The organism is Pantoea sp. M_10 (assembly GCF_008631515.1).
Taxonomy (GTDB): Bacteria; Pseudomonadota; Gammaproteobacteria; order Enterobacterales; family Enterobacteriaceae; genus Pantoea; species Pantoea anthophila.
In genome coordinates, this window is sequence record NZ_VWUL01000001.1 from 211,618 (window position 1) to 228,913 (window position 17,296).

General features: G+C 56.6%; 15 protein-coding genes. 5 read left to right on the top strand and 10 right to left on the bottom strand.

From position 1 onward, the window contains the following. Positions 1–3: 3 nt before the first annotated feature. The 5 genes from F3I47_RS01050 to rstA all read right to left on the bottom strand — a co-directional run bounded on the left by F3I47_RS01050 (position 4) and on the right by rstA (position 5,305). A complete protein-coding gene (locus tag F3I47_RS01050) occupies positions 4–813 on the bottom strand; it encodes a serine protease (RefSeq protein ID WP_009090066.1) in 810 nt (269 codons plus the stop codon). A gap of 276 nt (positions 814–1,089) precedes the next feature. After that, positions 1,090–1,617: an acid resistance repetitive basic protein Asr gene (asr, locus tag F3I47_RS01055; RefSeq protein ID WP_009090070.1), complete on the bottom strand. Its 528-nt coding sequence runs from the start codon at positions 1,615–1,617 to the stop codon at positions 1,090–1,092. A 157-nt stretch (positions 1,618–1,774) separates the two neighbouring features. Beyond that, a complete protein-coding gene (locus tag F3I47_RS01060; protein ID WP_058957861.1) occupies positions 1,775–3,262 on the bottom strand; it encodes a carboxypeptidase M32 in 1,488 nt (495 codons plus the stop codon). Positions 3,263–3,281: 19 nt separating this feature from the next. Continuing rightward, complete coding sequence (gene rstB, locus F3I47_RS01065) at positions 3,282–4,583, bottom strand: two-component system sensor histidine kinase RstB (protein ID WP_009090073.1); 1,302 nt, start codon at positions 4,581–4,583, stop codon at positions 3,282–3,284. After that, a complete protein-coding gene (rstA, locus tag F3I47_RS01070) occupies positions 4,580–5,305 on the bottom strand; it encodes a two-component system response regulator RstA (protein WP_009090075.1) in 726 nt (241 codons plus the stop codon). Before rstA ends, rstB begins: the two co-directional genes overlap by 4 nt. 178 nt (positions 5,306–5,483) lie before the next feature. Between rstA and F3I47_RS01075 the strand changes: the two genes are divergently transcribed. Then, entirely contained in the window at positions 5,484–5,897 is a 414-nt protein-coding gene (locus F3I47_RS01075; protein ID WP_058957860.1) for a hypothetical protein, read from the top strand. Between the two features lie 14 nt (positions 5,898–5,911). On the opposite strand, the gene F3I47_RS01080 is transcribed toward F3I47_RS01075, so the two are convergent. Then, entirely contained in the window at positions 5,912–7,303 is a 1,392-nt protein-coding gene (locus F3I47_RS01080) for a basic amino acid/polyamine antiporter (RefSeq protein WP_150029547.1), read from the bottom strand. 205 nt (positions 7,304–7,508) lie between these two features. Further along, positions 7,509–8,462 carry a DUF1471 family protein YdgH gene (gene ydgH / locus F3I47_RS01085; protein WP_046101882.1) on the bottom strand — a complete coding sequence of 318 codons (954 nt, stop codon included), beginning with the start codon at positions 8,460–8,462 and terminating at the stop codon, positions 7,509–7,511. Positions 8,463–9,004: 542 nt separating this feature from the next. Between ydgH and pntA the strand changes: the two genes are divergently transcribed. Both pntA and pntB read left to right on the top strand, forming a co-directional pair. Then, a complete protein-coding gene (gene pntA, locus F3I47_RS01090) occupies positions 9,005–10,537 on the top strand; it encodes a Re/Si-specific NAD(P)(+) transhydrogenase subunit alpha (RefSeq protein ID WP_140925439.1) in 1,533 nt (510 codons plus the stop codon). Positions 10,538–10,540: 3 nt separating this feature from the next. After that, positions 10,541–11,929, top strand: coding sequence for a Re/Si-specific NAD(P)(+) transhydrogenase subunit beta (pntB, locus tag F3I47_RS01095; RefSeq protein ID WP_150029548.1), 1,389 nt, complete (start codon positions 10,541–10,543; stop codon positions 11,927–11,929). Between the two features lie 44 nt (positions 11,930–11,973). Here the strand turns inward: pntB and uspE are convergent, their stop codons facing one another. Together uspE and F3I47_RS01105 are read right to left on the bottom strand one after the other, a co-directional pair. Further along, complete coding sequence (uspE, locus tag F3I47_RS01100) at positions 11,974–12,930, bottom strand: universal stress protein UspE (RefSeq protein WP_046101879.1); 957 nt, start codon at positions 12,928–12,930, stop codon at positions 11,974–11,976. Positions 12,931–13,047: 117 nt separating this feature from the next. Further along, positions 13,048–13,800: an FNR family transcription factor gene (locus F3I47_RS01105; RefSeq protein ID WP_009090088.1), complete on the bottom strand. Its 753-nt coding sequence runs from the start codon at positions 13,798–13,800 to the stop codon at positions 13,048–13,050. 316 nt (positions 13,801–14,116) lie between these two features. Between F3I47_RS01105 and smrA the strand changes: the two genes are divergently transcribed. Next, positions 14,117–14,683, top strand: a complete 567-nt coding sequence (gene smrA, locus F3I47_RS01110) for a DNA endonuclease SmrA (protein WP_150029549.1) — start codon at positions 14,117–14,119, stop codon at positions 14,681–14,683. Here smrA and F3I47_RS01115 read toward each other — a convergent pair. Next, positions 14,680–15,600, bottom strand: a complete 921-nt coding sequence (locus F3I47_RS01115; protein ID WP_058958407.1) for a LysR substrate-binding domain-containing protein — start codon at positions 15,598–15,600, stop codon at positions 14,680–14,682. The two genes, smrA and F3I47_RS01115, sit on opposite strands and share 4 nt — an antisense overlap. A 322-nt stretch (positions 15,601–15,922) precedes the next feature. Between F3I47_RS01115 and F3I47_RS01120 the strand changes: the two genes are divergently transcribed. Next, the gene (locus F3I47_RS01120) at positions 15,923–17,257 is read left to right on the top strand and encodes an aromatic acid/H+ symport family MFS transporter (protein ID WP_046101878.1); all 1,335 of its coding nucleotides are present in this window, start codon (positions 15,923–15,925) and stop codon (positions 17,255–17,257) included. The last annotated feature ends 39 nt before the right edge of the window (positions 17,258–17,296 follow it).

Sequence of the window (17,296 nt, forward strand, 5' to 3'; positions counted from 1 at the left end):
CAATTACTGCGCGAGGGATTCCAGCTTATCTTTAAATGAGGTGACCGCAATCGCGCGGTTGTCCGCCAGATAGCGATCCTTTGCCGCGGGCGCGGAGCTCTGCACCGCAATCAGCTGCCAGCCTTTGTCGCTGTTGAGCAGCAGCGGTGAACCGCTGTCGCCGGGCAGGGTGTCGCACTGATGTGACAGCACGGCGCGCTGCGCCCAGCCGGTAATCAGACAGTTGCTGTGGGAATAGAGGGTATCCAGGTGATCGGCCGGATAGCCCGCCTGCGTCACTTTACGACCGGTCAGCTTCAGGGCGGCGGTCAGGTCGCTGCGCGAGCCCTCAAACAGCGGGATAGGGGTAATGGCCGACGGTGGATTGCGTAATATCACAATGCCATAGTCATACGGGGCCGCACTGCTCGGCACGATCCAGCCTTCACCATCCGCCTTTAACTTAGAGGCCAGCGAGGGCTCAACCCGTGCATCAATGTCATGCAGTTCATAGCGCCAGCCTTTGTCGCTGGCCATAAAACGCAGCGCAACCGGCTTATCAAAGTTACCCGGCGGGGCGAGCAGACAGTGTCCGGCCGTCAGCGCCAGATGGGGAGAGATGAGCGTGGCTGTACAGAGGTTACCGCTTTCTGTTTCGAGCTGACCAATCGCATCCCAGGGAGCAGCGGTGATATCCGTGATTGCCTGGCGATGATCCTTCCCGAAGAACAGCATCTTAATTTCAGCCGGTGTCGGCGAATCATCGTCATCATCGGCATGAACCGTCGTGGCAAAGCTGAAAAGTCCAACCATTAACAAGGTAGCCAGGCGCATAGAAATCTCAATGGCGAGAAAATAGACGTTATTGTTATCACGTAAGAACGGTAACTATAGTCGGTGAGCGTTAAAAAAGGGAGTTTTATCGGTTAATCAGTACGCTACAGCAGTTAAATAAAGAAGCTGGCAGCAACAATGCCACACAGGATCATCACAAGCAGAATAATTTCGAAGCGATAGCGACGCACCATTTCATCCACTCCAGTAAAGAAACACCCGGCAGAACCGGGTGTTTTTAAGCATTATCGCGTGGCTGTGCGCCTGAGGGCGATCTTATTTAGCCGCTGATTTAACAACTTTCTTGTGGTGAACTTTCTTAGCTGCCTGCGCTTTCTGAGCAGGTTTTACTGCTTTCTTGTGGTGAACTTTCTTAGCAGCCTGCGCTTTCTGAGCAGGTTTTACCGCTTTCTTGTGATGAACTTTTTTCGCAGCCTGGGCTTTCTGTGCAGCGGGCTGAGTGGCTTTTTTGTGGTGAACTTTTTTAGCTGCCTGCGCTTTCTGGGCAGCAGGTTTTACCGCTTTCTTGTGGTGAACTTTTTTTGCTGCCTGCGCTTTCTGAGCAGCATCTTTTTTCACCGCTTTTTTGTGGTGAGTCTTTTTAGCAGCCTGCGCTTTCTGTGCTGCTTTATGGTGTTTCTTGTGTGCAGTTTTGTGAACGGTTTTAGCCGGTGCAGCTGCGGTGGTCGTGGTGGTCGCTGTTGCGGCTGGCGCAGCGGCTGGCGCAGCTGTGGTTTCAGCAGCGAAAGCAACAGAAGACATACCCATAGCAGCGGCGACAACCAGTGCAAATAATTTTTTCATTGCAAATCCCTCGGACTCTTTTTTCATGTGTAGCCCACTGCGGGGCCGGTGAAGAGACTATAGGGAAATCAACAAAGCCTGTCCGTGGGTGTTTGGTATCGGCGTGTAACCGATTGTACAAAGGGGGGAAAGGGCGGCGTGATGGCCGCCCGGAGGGTCAGTTCTTCAGATAACGCTGTTCAAGATGCTGGCGGAAATAAGCCGGGTTCAGCGCTTCGCCTGTCGCATTGATCAGCAGCTGGTCGGTAGAGAAGCGGCTGCCATGCTGCCAGATGTTCTGTTGCAGCCAGTCGAATACCGGTTGCAGTTCGCCGTGCTGAATCAGTTCGCTGAGCTGAGGAATGGCGGTCTGGACGGAGCGGAACAGCTGCGCGGCGTACATCGCGCCCAGCGTGTAGGTGGGGAAGTAGCCAAACGCGCCATCGGTCCAGTGAATATCCTGCATACAGCCATCGCGGTAGTTGCCACGGGTATCCAGACCCAGCGACTGCATCATCTTCTCATCCCACAGCGCCGGAATATCCTCAACCTCAATCTCCCCTTCAATCAGCGCCTGTTCGATTTCGTAGCGCAGAATGACATGAGCCGGGTAGCTCAGCTCATCGGCGTCCACCCGGATCAGGCCCGGCTTCACCTGCTGGGTCAGACGGATGAAATTATCCGCCTGCAGGGCAGGCTGGTCGCCAAAGGTGGCGATGATGGTCGGCAGAATGCGCTGCAAAAATTCGCGGCTGCGACCGAGCTGCATCTCCATGAACAGGCTTTGTGACTCGTGGATGGCGGTGGAACGCGCCAGCGCCACCGGCTGTCCTCGCCACTGCTGCGGCAGATTCTGCTCATAGCGGGCGTGGCCGGTTTCATGGATCACACCCATCATGGCGCTGAGAAACTCAGCCTCATTGTAACGGGTGGTAATTCGCACATCTTCCGGCACGCCGCCGCAGAAAGGATGCGCGCTGATGTCCAGGCGACCATGATTAAAGTCGAAGCCCAGCGTTTCCATGATGCTCAGCCCGAGCTGGCGCTGCGCAGGCACGGCGAATGGCCCCTGCGGCGTGACGATCGGCTGCTGCGCCTGCTTTTCCACGACCTGCTGTAACAGATCGGGCAGCCAGCTTTTCAGTTCGCCAAACGTCGCATCCAGCCTGGCGCGGGTCATGCCCGGTTCATAGAGATCGAGCAGAGCATCGTAACGCGAGCAGCCGCTGGCATCGGCGCGTCGCTGCGCCTCTTCTCGGCTCAGGCGCACCACCTCTTTCAGGTTGGTGGCAAAGCCCTGCCAGTCGTTAGCTGGGCGCTGAGTGCGCCACGCATGTTCACACACCGAACCGGCAATCGATTTGGCTTCCACAAAGTCGTCAGGCAGCAGGCTGGCCTGCTGGTAAGCACGCTGCATCTCATGAAGATTGGCCCGCTCAACATCGTTCAGCGACGCCTGCTCTGCGGCCTTCAGCCACTCTCCGACCTGGGGAGCCGTCAGGATCTGATGCTGCAGAACGCTCATCTCGGCCAGGGCTTCACCCCGCGCCTGACTGCCGCCTGGCGGCATCGTGGTCTGCATATCACAGCCGGCGATGGCCGTGACATGGCTGAAACGGGAGAGGCGCTGGAAGGTCGCGCTAAGGTGCTGATACGCTGAGGTCACGTGAGACTCCTTGTAGTGTTTAACGCAGCGGAATTTCCCGCAAGGGTAGATCAACCGGCCAGCAAAAGCGAACGCTGGCTCCGCCCAGCGGGCTGGCCTCAATGGTGACCTGGCCGCTCAGCGCCTGCGCAATAGAGTGGACAATCGCCAGCCCCAGTCCGCAGCCACCCGTCGCGCGATCGCGGCTCGGATCGAGCCGGACAAAAGGTTCGAAGACCCGTTCCCGCTCCTCCGGCGGAATGCCCGGACCATCATCCTCCACCTGCAGGCAGCCGGTTGCGCCGTCGAACCATAAGCTCACCCGCAGTCGCTGCTGCGCATAACGCAGCGCATTATTGACCAGATTATCCAGCACCCGCTCCATCAGGCGGCTGTCAGAAATCCCGATATTTTCACGCTGCGGCAGGTCGAGATCGATCCGGACATCGGGATTGATGGTGCGGAAGTCATCGAGGCGCTCGCGCAGCCAGCTGGCGAGATCCTGCGACTTCAGATTGAGGTCCACGCGTGGCCGGTCAAGCCGCGCATAGGTCAGCAGCTCCTCAATCAGGCTTTCAAGCTGGCCGATGTCGCGGTTCAGCGCCACCCGTTCGGCGTCCGTGAGGTTATCGCTCATCTCCAGCCGGTAGCGCAGACGCACCAGCGGCGTCCGCAGCTCATGGGCGATGCCGTCGATCAACTGCTTCTTACTGGCAACCAGGGTGTTGATGTTTTCCGCCATCTGGTTAAAGGCGATACCGAGCCGGAACAGGCTGGAGGTGCTGTCAAAATGGGTGCGCACATCCAGCTCACCGCGACCAAAGCGCTGAGCCGCTTTTTCCAGCCGCTGCATCTCCTGCCAGTGGGGGCGCAGCCAGATAAACACCGGCAGCGCCAGTGACATGCCGATAAAGACCAGCAGGGCAATATCGAGCAGCCGCATCTGATGCAGATAGAACAGATAGGGGATAGGCCCCACCGACAGCACGTAGTGGCTGCGCGGGATATGCTGCAAAAAGGTGTACTGGTCGTCGAGCGCCACAATCTCACCGGCGTGCAGGCGGCGCATATTGGTCTCATCGAGCTGGAATTTGTTCATCGGCTCGATATGCAGGTCAAACGAGAGGCCAAGATCGAGGCTCTTAATGGTTTTGTTCCAGTCGCGCGGCGGGATCTCCCGCAGTTCGCTGCGGATCAGATAGAGCGAGCTGGCCATCAGGTCATTCATCGACTGTCGGCCTGCGCGCTCGGCGGTGAACTTATAGACCAGTCCCACCAGCAGCGCCATCACCAGAAAGCAGACAAACAGCAGCAGATAGAACTGAATAAAAAGCTTTCTCATAGGACGCGGGTATCCCAGGCCTGAGGCGCAAACAGGTAGCCTTTGTTGCGGATGGTCTTGATACGAAACGGCTCGGTGGCGCTGTCGTGCAGCTTTTTGCGCAGGCGGGAAATGGCCACGTCAATGCTGCGATCCAGACCGTCATAGCTGACGCCGCGCAGGGTTTTCAGCAGCGCATCGCGGTTAAGCGTCTGACCGGCATGGCTGGCGAGGACCCAGAGCAGGTCAAAATCGGCCGTAGAGAGGGCGATCTGTTCGTCAAACAGCGTCACCTGTCGATTGAGGGCATCAATGGTCAGCGAGCCAAAACGCAGCATACGGTTCGCGGCAGGAATGGCGGGCGCATCCTCCGGCTGCGTCTGCTGAGACTGACGCAGATGCAGGCGCAGACGGGCCAGCAGGACCGCGGGTGGCGTGGTCTTCAGGATGTAATCCTGCGCGCCCATCTCCAGCGCCAGAATGTGATTCATGTCGCTGTCGAGTGAGGTGAGCAGCACAATGGGCCCCTGCCAGTTGGCCCGTAAATCACGGCAGATCGTCATGCCATCCTTGCCGGGTAGCATGATATCCAGCATCACCAGATCGGGTTGCTGTTCGGCAATCACCGCTTCAGCGCGGTCGCCGCGCGTCTCAACAATCACTTCAATGTCATGACGACCCAGGTAGGCCGCAATCAGTGAACCCACTTCGGGTTCATCTTCTACATAAACAATTTTGTTCATAGTTTACAAAGCAGAGACAGGGATGGGCGAAAGCATATCTTTTCCTGGTCCTGAGCTCTACGCTACCGCACGAAATATCCTTAGCTTGCTGGTATATAACCAACAAAATGTGCAATCATTAGCGCGGCCTTTTTGCGCCAGGTTTGGGATATCGTTGATTATTATGAGGAGCATTAGTGTGTCTGATAAAGAGCTGGCATCAGCCATATACCCTGACCGCATCTGCTTCAATTACAGTGACTTTCTTTCCGCTTCCTGCAAAAAACGCTGGAGCTTTGTCGATGCGATTTATGGCGTGATGCCGATATTCGGCATGGTGACACGGAAATCAGCCCACCGCTTACAGAGCAGTGACGACCCGTTAAAAGAATTAGCATTACAAATCATTTCTACCCAGGTGAGTGACGAAATTAACATCGCGCGCCTGGTCACCCTCGCGGAACAGCAGCAGATCAGCCGCTTTGATATCCAGCTCCCATATCCGCTGTCGGCGGAGCAGCTGGATGCCATTCATCATGAATATGCCAAGCCGCTGAATCTCACACAGCAGGATGACCTGCTGTGTGTGTCGATTCCGGTGCAGTCACACTAAGCGCGCCTTCCGCGCTACCTCGTCAGCTGCCACACGGCGGGCAGCGTCGCCGCGATCAGTAATCCCATCACAATCCGCTCCGGTGCGGTCAGCGCAGAGGCCGCGCGGCCTCCGCGGCGGGCAAAGAGAAACAGCAGCAGGCCCGGCGTATAGAGCACCACCGACATCATCAGATGCAGGGGGCCTGAGGCATAAAGCAGCCAGATGCCATACAGGCTGGCACCGAGACCGATCGCCATCGCCAGCGGCTTGTGCTGTCCGCGCACGACTTTGATCAGATACAACCCCACCAGCAGATAGGGCACCAGAATCATCTCCGAGGCGATGGTCAGCAGGTTGTTGTAATCCGCGCCGGTCACGGCGATCAGAATCAGGCAGACCTGAATACTGCCGTTGGTCAGCCACAGTGAGGCAGCGGGCGCGTTGTGGCGGTTTTGCCGGGCAATGCTGCGTGGAAAGGCACCCTGCTGCGCGGCAATCAGCGGCACTTCGGCAGCCATAATCGTCCAGCTCAGATAGGCGCCGCAGACGGAGATGATCAGGCCGATGGCAATCACCGCATCGCCCCAGTGTCCCATCAGTCGCGTCATCAGTCCTGCCATGGAGGGGTTGCGCATCCCGGCCAGTTCGGCACGGGGCACCACGCCCAGCGACAGCAGCGTCACCAGCAGATAAACCAGCAGGGCGGCCAGCACCGCCAGCAGGGTGGCGCGTCCCACATCTTTTTTCTGACGTGCGCGGGCAGAAACCACTACGGCCCCCTCAACCCCGATAAAGACCCACAGCGTGATCAGCATCGTCTGTTTGACCTGTTCCCACAGGGGTTGCCCCAGCGTGACGCCGGAAAAGTCGACGCGGAAGCGATCGTAGTTAAACGCCATCACCGCCAGCACGATAAACAGCAGCAGCGGCACCAGTTTGCCCAGCGTCGCCATCAGATTGATACTGGCCGCAGTCTGTACCCCGCGCAGTACCAGCCAGTGAACCAGCCACAGCAGCACCGAGGCCCCCAGCATCGCCTGCCAGGTATTGCCATCCCCAAAGATCACCCGATCCGGGGTATCCGTGAAAAAGCTCAGGGCGGAGAAGACGATCACCAGATAGGAGACGTTGGCGATGACAGCACAGAGCCAGTAGCCCCAGGCGGAGCAGAAGCCTGTCAGTTCACCGAACCCGGCGCGGGCGTAGGTGAAAATGCCGCCGTCGAGTTCAGGTTTCAGGCGGGTCAGCAGCAGCATCGCCAGCGACAGAAAGATGATGCCGACGCCGGTAATCAGCCAGCCCAGCAGCAGCGCCGCCGGACCCGCCACCGCAGCCATATTTTGCGGCAGACTGAACACGCCGGCACCCAGCATGGAACTGAGTACCAGCGCCGTCAGCGCACCGAGACCTAATTTTTTCTCCAAAACAACCTTCCCGCTAGCATATATGGCTGGATAAATCGGATTTCATCGCTGGGTTATCGCAGACTCGCGGCAGAAAACAGGGACAAACTCCGGCAAAACAGGCGGCAGATTTTACGGAGTGTGGCGGGGGATGGCAATGCGTGACTATGCAAATCCGCGCAGGAATTATGCAAACAGCAGGGCGGCGGGCGCCGCCCTGAAGAGATTACTTAAACAGGTCAGCGGTGACGGTCAGGTTACCGCCACTCTGGTTCTGCCACTGACGGGTCACGTGATAGAACTTCGCACCTTTATCAGACGCACGCTTCGCCACTTCTTCAGAAACTTCGGTAGGGGAACCGAAGTGACCGGTAAACGTCACGGTGTCAAATGGCTGCATCTGCGCGGCCGTAATCGCGTTCACTTCCTGCACGGATTTGCCGTTTGGCAGATTGACCGTGTAACGCTTGCCGGTTGAGCTCTGGGTTTCGAAGAAGCGGCCCACTTTATTGCTCGGTGTCTCAGAGGAGGCGACGCCAGGGATTTCAACCTGAGCGGCCGCTGCGCCACCCGCAGCCAGTGCAGCTTTACCCGCTTCTGAGTCGGCAGGAATCGCGTTCGGCGTCTGAACCACACGCGCTTTAGCATCCGCTTTATAGACGTAGGCTGTGATGTACTGGTTGCCGCCGCTGTTGGCGTCAATCTGACGAACAATAAAGAATGAGGCGGCGCCTTTCTCTTTAGCCGCTTTTGAAATCGCATCGTTGACATCAGGCTGGCTGGCAAAGAAGCCGCTGACGGAAACGGTGTCGAAAGGTTCGAGCTTATAAGCTTCAGCCTTTGGCAGTTCGTTGACGCCGTTAAAGCGACGGTATTGGGTGGTTTCGGAAGCGGCCGGGGCATCAGCCTTGTAGAGGTCGGCAGTAACACGCCAGTTGCCGCTGTTGCCGTTGCTGTCGTTGATCCCCTGAATGTAGAAAGAAGCAGCGCCCATCTCATCTGCACGCTTAGAGACCGCATCGGCTGCGTCGCCAATTGCGTTGAAACGGCCGGTGATATTAATACGTTCGAATGGCTTCAACGCGGCCGCTTTTTCTGGCGTTAACTCCTGCGCAGCGAATGCATTAGCTGCCAGCAGGGACAACAGAGTGGACGCCAGAATAGTGTTCTTCAGCTTCATAAAAATAATCCTTCGCCTTACGCAAAAATGAGTACGAAAACGTGCTGGACTCTTGATGTATAACAGATTAGCCGCTGATTATTGCATGTTATAAACAGACTGTCGCAGCGATTTTTTGCGCGATATCGCGTTATTCACCTCCCTGTTTTTCATCTGACTGTCATGAAATGCGTTTAAGGCGTCATTTCTGGACGCTGTTACCACTAAAAATGGTAACACTTAGCGCTATAACAGTTAATGCATTGTTAATTAAGGGTTTTTATTGTTGATTAATTCGTCCGGAGCGCAATTTTCATAGCAGATTATCTGCTGATGACGCGTTTTAATAGCGTAATAATGCAGGATTTCAAAGCGAATACTGAATAATCAGGTGAATGTCTCCATCTGCGGTTACCGTTGTGGATCAGGCGTCACAATTTAAGTAGGTTATAAACACTTTGAAATATCTGCATTTCGACTATAAGCAGCTGAAACCGCGTTTCGGCTGCGCTGTCGTGGTGCGGATTCGGGCCATCATCCTTTAACCGATGAAAGGAAACACTATGTTAATTGGAATACCCAAGGAAAGGTTGCCAAACGAGTCGCGCGTGGCAGCCACGCCAAAGACCGTGGAACAACTGATCAAACTGGGTTTCAGCGTCACGCTTGAGCACGACGCCGGTAAACGCGCCAGTTTTGATGACGAAAGTTACCTTGCTGCGGGTGCCACCCTCAGCGATCGTCAGCAGGTCTGGCAGGCCGATATCGTCATGAAGGTAAACGCACCCGATGACGACGAAATTGCGCTGACCCGTGCAGGCAGTACGCTGGTCAGTTTTATCTGGCCCGCCCAGAATCCGGCGCTGCTGGAAAAGCTGGCCGCCCGTCAGGTGACGGTGATGGCGATGGATTCGGTGCCGCGTATTTCGCGCGCGCAGTCGCTGGATGCCCTGAGCTCGATGGCCAACATCGCCGGTTATCGCGCTATCGTCGAGGCGGCACATGAATTTGGCCGCTTCTTTACCGGTCAGATTACTGCGGCAGGTAAAGTGCCACCGGCAAAAGTGATGGTGATTGGGGCTGGCGTGGCCGGACTGGCTGCGATAGGCGCGGCGGGCAGCCTGGGCGCCATCGTCCGGGCGTTTGATACCCGTCCCGAAGTCAAAGAGCAGGTGCAGAGTATGGGCGCCGAATTCCTCGAACTCGATTTTGAAGAGGAGGCGGGCAGTGGGGATGGCTATGCCAGAGTCATGTCCGACGCCTTTATCAAAGCGGAGATGGCGCTGTTCGCCAGCCAGGCCAGAGAGGTGGACATCATTGTCACCACCGCGCTCATCCCAGGCAAACCGGCTCCGAAACTGATCACCGAAGAGATGATCGCCAGCATGAAGCCGGGCAGTGTGATTGTGGATCTGGCGGCGCAGACCGGCGGCAACTGTGCGCTGACCGTCGCCGACCAGGTGACCGTGACACCCAATGGCGTGAAAATTATCGGCTATACCGATCTGCCCAGCCGGCTGGCGACGCAGTCCTCACAGCTGTACGGCACCAATCTGGTCAACCTGCTCAGGCTGCTCTGCAAAGAGAAAAATGGCGAAATCCAGGTCGATTTTGAGGATGTGGTGGTGCGGGGCGTGACGGTGGTGCGCGACGGCGAAATCACCTGGCCCGCGCCGCCGATTCAGGTCTCTGCTGCCCCTCAGGCCAGACCTGCCGCCGCGAAACCCGCTGAGAAACCGGAAGCAAAACCGGCCTCGCCGTGGCGCACCGCGCTGCTGATGGCTCTGGCAATCGTGCTGTTTGGCTGGCTGGCCAGCGTGGCACCGGCAGAGTTCCTCTCCCATTTTACCGTGTTCGCGCTCTCCTGCGTGGTTGGCTACTACGTGGTCTGGAACGTCAGCCATGCACTGCATACCCCCCTGATGTCCGTGACCAATGCCATCTCCGGCATCATCGTCATCGGAGCGGTTTTGCAGATGGGGCACGGTGGCTGGGTCACCTTCATCTCCTTTATTGCCGTGCTGATTGCCAGCATCAATATCTTTGGTGGCTTCACCGTCACGCAGCGCATGCTGAAAATGTTTCGTAAGGGGTAATTCATGTCTGGCGGATTAGTCACTGCAGCCTATATTGTGGCTGCCATTCTGTTCATCTGTAGTCTTGCCGGTCTTTCGCGTCATGAGACCGCTAAACGGGGCAACATTTTCGGCATCAGCGGGATGGCGCTTGCCCTCATCGCAACCATCTTCGGCCCGGACAGCGGCAATGTGGCCTGGATCCTGCTGGCGATGGTAATTGGCGGTGCAATCGGCATTCGCCTGGCAAAAAAAGTCGAAATGACCGAAATGCCAGAGCTGGTGGCGATTCTGCACAGCTTTGTGGGTCTGGCCGCAGTGCTGGTCGGGATTAACAGCTATATCGACCATGCGCCAGGCCTGCCTGCCGCGATGGAGAATATCCATCTCAGCGAAGTCTTTATCGGGATCTTTATCGGTGCCGTTACCTTTACCGGCTCACTGGTGGCGTTTGGCAAGCTGTGCGGCAAAATCTCCTCACGACCGCTGACGCTGCCCCACCGTCATAAGCTCAATCTGCTGGCGCTGGTCGTCTCCTTCCTGCTGCTGCTCTGGTTTGTTGACACCAGCAGCACCGCGGCGCAGGTGTTTGCCCTGCTGCTGATGACGGTCATTGCGCTGGCCTTTGGCTGGCATCTGGTTGCCTCCATTGGCGGTGCAGATATGCCGGTTGTGGTGTCGATGCTGAACTCTTACTCAGGCTGGGCTGCGGCCGCGGCCGGTTTTATGCTCAGCAATGACCTGCTGATCGTGACCGGTGCGCTGGTGGGCTCATCCGGTGCGATCCTCTCCTACATCATGTGTAAAGCGATGAACCGATCGTTCATCAGCGTGATTGCGGGCGGCTTTGGCACCGAAGCTAGCAGCAGCGATGAGAGTCAGGAAGCAGGAGAACATCGCGAGATCTCCCCTGAAGAGACGGCTGAGATGCTGAAGTCCTCTGCGTCGGTGATTATCACGCCAGGCTACGGCATGGCGGTGGCACAGGCACAGTATCCGGTAGCGGATCTGACCGCCCGACTGCGTGCACTCGGCATCCGGGTGCGTTTCGGTATTCATCCGGTGGCGGGCCGCCTGCCAGGACACATGAACGTGCTGCTGGCAGAGGCCAAAGTGCCCTATGACGTGGTGCTGGAGATGGATGAGATCAACGATGACTTCAGTGAAACCGATACGGTGCTTGTTATCGGCGCGAATGACACGGTGAACCCGGCGGCGCAGGATGATCCCCGCAGCCCGATTGCCGGCATGCCGGTGCTGGAGGTGTGGAAAGCACACAATGTGGTGGTCTTCAAACGTTCCATGAACACCGGCTATGCCGGGGTGCAGAATCCGCTGTTCTTCAAAGAGAACAGTCAGATGCTGTTTGGCGATGCCAAAGCCAGCGTCGAAGCGATTATCAAAGCGCTGTAACAGAAAAGGGGCGGCTAATCAGCCGCCCCTTTTTTTGCGGAGGTTTAATCCTCCTCATCCTCTTCATCATCCAGATCAATCGGCGATTTGAAATCGTCTGGCTTAATCGCCAGCAGATCGCAGCGCAGGTGATCGATCACCTGTTCCGCGGTATTACCCAGGAATGCAGCCGAAAGTCCGGTGCGTCCGATGGTGCCCAGCACCACCACACCGGCTCCCAGATGCGAAGCCAGATCCGGGATAACCTCTTCAGGCAGCCCTTTGGCAACGTGGGTGAACTCTTCACCAATGGAAAACTTCTGTCGCAGCGCTTTCATGGCCACCAGATGCTGACCGCGGATGGCGTCGTTATAGACGCTGGGGTCGAAATCAGGCAGCTCAATCGCGATGTTGATCGGCGTAATCGGGTAGGCACCCACCAGATGCACCTCGGTCTGGTTGACCTTTTCCGCCAGCTTCACCGTTTCACGAATCAGCTTCTGATTCAGGCCATCATGATGCGGCTCTTCGCTGGCAAGATTGACGGCGACGATAGCTTTACCGCCCTCCGGCCAGGGCTGATCTTTCACCATCCAGACCGGGCAGGGGCATTTACGCAGCAGATGCCAGTCGGTGGGGGTGAAAATTACGGACTCCAGGCGGTCATGCTGGTGAGCCATTTTCAGCACAAGGTCATGCTGATGGGCGAGCACTTCCTGGATAATCGCTTCATAGGGGCGGTTATGCCAGATAACCTTGATGTCGATTTCGACACCGGCATCCAGATAGGCGCGGGCCTGTTCACGAATCCATTCGGTGCGCTGGCTGATGACGCCCTGACGCATGGAGGCGCGTTCGTCCGGCGACAGCAGGGTGGTCATCTCATAGGAAAAGTCATAGATAGGCAGAAAGGCTTTAATTCTCCCGCCAATACGTTGATTCAGATAGACCGCACGTCGCAGCGCGGGCTGATCGTCTTGCTGGGCATCAATGGCGACCAGAATATTTTGGTACTGGGACATGAGGCGTTCTCCTTAAACCAGAGCGACTGGAATAAAGATAGCCTATGTTGCACAGGGGAAGAAGTGAAAAAGTTACTGCCGGATCAACAAAATAAGATTTATTGATCCGGCGGCGGATCAGGCGGCCTGATGGCTCTGACCCGCTAACTCTTCCAGCAGGGCGTGATTCTCAATGGTGATATATTTGCCTTTCACCGCCAGCATACCGGACTTCTGGAATCGACCCAGCAGACGGCTGATCGTTTCCACCGTCAGGCCCAGATAATTACCGATGTCGCCACGCGTCATGGTGAGGCGGAATTCACGCTGTGAGAAGCCGCGTTGGCCGAAGCGGCGGGAGAGATTCCAGATAAAGGCCGCCAGGCGCTCCTCTGCGTTTTTCTTGGAGAGCAGCAGGATCATATCCTGGTCGCCTTTGATTTCACCGCTCATCAGACGCATCATCTGCTGACGCAGGGCAGGCATTTTCCCTGACAGGTCATCCAGGGTTTCAAAAGGAATTTCACAGACCATCGCGGTTTCCAGCGCCTGCGCAAAGCTGGGATGGCTGGCACCCATGATGGCATCAAAGCCGACTAAATCACCCGCCAGATGGAAGCCGGTAATCTGCTCATCACCCTGCTCAGTAATGGTGTAGCTTTTGATCGTGCCGGAACGGATGGCGTACAGCGACTTCAGTTCGTCACCCGCTTTGAAAAGCGTTTGCCCTTTCTGAATCGGTTTTTTACGCTCAATGATGTTGTCGAGCTGATCCAGCTCATGTTCATTTAGCGTGAAGGGGATGCAGAGCTGACTGATGCTGCAATCCTGGCAGTGAATGGCACAACCGCCCGACTGAATACGACGAATGCTGCGTTTTTCAGGGATCATAATGGTTCGCTCGACGATTATTGACTGGGGTCAATTTTAACATTTTTTGAGCTGAAGGGAACTCATCCGAGCAGTTTTACACTTACAAAAACCAGGGATGATTCACACATCGCTAAACGCAGTTGTGACGGGCTTCTCAGAACGGCACGATGCAAAAGTGTCACGAAAAGTTTCCGTTTTTTTGATCGGTTCCCCGAAAACCTGCGGCCAGTCATAATCAGAAAAGTGGGCTGGCCCGGTGTTTACACCTTTTGCTACGCTATCGGGTAAGACCTGTTTTTGTACGCTATCAATTTTAATCAGGTGTGAGAAAACCATGAACCTTGATGATAACGATCTGTTTCGGGATGCCATGGGTGATGTCACGCCGCTGAAAGACACCATTACCACCCTGTGGCTTAAATCCCCCTCAACCAAAGCGCCACGCAAAGCACCCGATGAGTCGGTGCTGGAGAACTTTCTTACCCGGGGCGATCTGGAGATTATTCCGCTCAATACGCCGCTGGAGTATAAAGCCGACGGCATTCAGCAGGGCATCGTCGATAAGCTGCGCAGAGGGGAGTATAAGCTGGATGCCAGTCTCAACCTGCTGCGGCAACCGGTCGAAACCTGCCGTCAGGCGCTGTTTAACTTTATGATGCAGGCGCACAAACTGGGTTTACGCAATCTGCTGATTATCCACGGCAAGGGGCGCGATGATGAATCGCACGCTAACATCGTGCGCAGCTATCTGGCGCGATGGCTGCAGCAGTTCGATGACGTTCAGACTTTCTGTGTGGCGCAGACCCGGCACGGTGGTGCCGGGGCGCTCTATGTCGGGCTGCGGAAAACAGACAAGGCGCGGCTGGAAAACCGCGAGAGGCATGCCAAACGCAGCCGCTAGCTGTGAAATTTACGGATGGTCGACATTAACACTTCGGCACTCAGGCTAAGTTCCGCGCCGGTGCGGGTAATGATACCGACCGGTTCACCCGGTCCGGAAGAGTGAATCGGCAGGGCACAGACAGCATTGTGGCTGAGGTCCTCCTTGATGGCCCCGGAGGGCACAAACCAGATGTAGTCGTAGCGCAGCGCCAGCTGACGCGCCAGTGAGGTGGAGGAGGTTTCAATACAGTGGGGCGGCAGCGTGCAGCCCTGTTCATCAAGCATCTGCTGCGCGATGCGGCGCGGGGCGGTGCCTTCCGGTGAGATCACCACCGGCCACTGCATCGCCCGGGATAAGGTGACATTGTCACTTAAAAGGGGGTGCTCCGGCCTCACCACCAGCTTCAGGGACTCCAGAAACAGCAATTCGTAGGTGAGACCGGTCATCATGTCGCTGTCAGCCATACGGCCGATACCGATATCGAACTCGCCGCCGCGCAGGCCTGCCAGCAGGACGTTGTTATGCAGCGTTGCTACCTGAATGGTGGTATTGGGTTGCAGCTGATGAAAACGATCCAGGATACGTGGCAGCATGCCCATCGCCGCCGTGGTGAGCGCCCCCAGCCTGATAATGGCCGGGGCGTCACCCGACTGCTCATTGAAACTCTGTCCGGCATGGTTCAGGGCGTCCAGCACCCGAACCGCATGGGTCAGAAACTGCTCTCCCATGGTGGTCAGCTGCGCGCCCAGCCGCCCGCGTTCAAAGAGGCGGGCACCCGTCAGCTCCTCCAGCTCGTTCAGGGTCTTTGAGAGGGCGGGCTGACTCAGGCTGAGGGTCTCTGCCGCCCGTCCAAGCGTGCCTTGCTGCGCAACCGCAACAAAGGTGTGAAGGTGGCGCAAGCGAATGCGCTGATTGAAAAGGATATTTTTGTCCATAGCGTAAACTTAATGAGAATGGCCAACATTAAGCAATACTTTAAAATGAAATCTGTTAACTTTGCTGCAAATTTTATTTAACAAAAAGGGTAAATCTGGCCTTTCTTTAGTTAAATGACTGATCTGACTGACTTATGCAATCCCTCCCGCCGTCACCGCCCATAACGCGCCACTGTAATATCAGGCACTTACCGCCCTGAAACTGAAGAATTCTCATCACCCGATAAAAATCTGACCGCTTAAGGTTAACGATGGGCTATCATAAGCGCCGTTTTTTTTACTTAAACTGATGTCCGATCCCGTTACTCCCGAGGAGTGTCCATTGACCAGCGTCGAGGCGGTAGATGTCCGCCAGCTTATCAACCAGCAGGGGCTCAGCCACTGGCAAAAGCGGCTTATTGCACTCTGTTTTATCGTGGTGGCACTCGATGGCATGGACATTGCGATTATGGGATTTATCGCGCCAACGCTGAAAGCAGCCTGGGGCGTGAGCAATCATCAGCTGGGGGGCGTCATCAGCGCCGCACTGATCGGCCTGGCACTGGGTGCGATGGTGGCAGGGCCGCTTGCTGACCGTTATGGCCGGCGCATGATGATTATCTTCAGCGTCTTCTTTTTTGGTCTCTGGACGCTGGCAACCGCCTTTTCTCAGAACATCGAACAGATGATGCTGTTTCGCTTTCTGACCGGGCTGGGACTGGGGGCCGCGATGCCCAACGTTGGCACGCTGGTCGCGGAGTATGCGCCCGAACGTCGTCGCGCCTTCATTATCACCGTGGTCTTCTGCGGTTTCACCTTCGGCGCGGCCAGCGGCGGTTTTGCCGCCTCCTGGCTGTTGCCCCGCTATGACTGGCATTCGGTCCTGCTGCTGGGCGGTATCCTGCCGCTGCTGGTGCTCCCTTTTCTGATCCGTGGTCTGCCGGAGTCGGTGCGATTTCTGATCGGTCGTGGCGCGCCGGCTGCACGCATTCACGCCATCCTGGAGCGGATGCTGCCGGGCAAAACCGCACCCGACTGCGCCTTTCACGCACCGGAAGCCAGCGTGCCGGTGCGGGGCGCAATCGGTACCGTGCTTTCGCGCCGCTATCTGTTTGGCAGCGTGATGCTGTGGGGCGGCTATTTTATGGGCCTGTTCATGGTCTACCTGATTGGCAGCTGGCTGCCCTCACTGGTCAACACCCTGGGCATGTCGGTCACCGAAGCGGCGATCATTACTGCGATGTATCAGGCGGGTGGGACCCTCGGATCGCTCTTTGCGGGCTGGATGATGGATCGTTTCAACGCCAATCTGGCGCTGGCGGCGATCTACGGCTGTGGCGGCCTGTTTATTGTCGCCCTGGGCTTCTCACCGGCCGAAGTCGGTATGATGAGCGCTATCGCCTTTTGCAGTGGCTTTTGCTTTAACGGGGCCAACACCGGGATGAATGCGTTATCTGCCAGCTACTATCCCACCCATGCCCGCGCCACCGGCTCCAGCTGGATGCATGCTGTGGGTCGCGTCGGGGCGATCCTGAGTGCTTTCGTGGGAGCAGAGATGATGTCTCTGGGCTGGTCGTTCAGCGTGATCTTTCTGCTGCTGGCGATACCGGCGGTGATCACCACCCTGATGCTGCTGCTGAAAAACCGTTACGGCTTTAAGCCGATCACAGATTCGTGATTTTTTCCGCTGAGACCGGCGCGTTGCATTACATTAGCT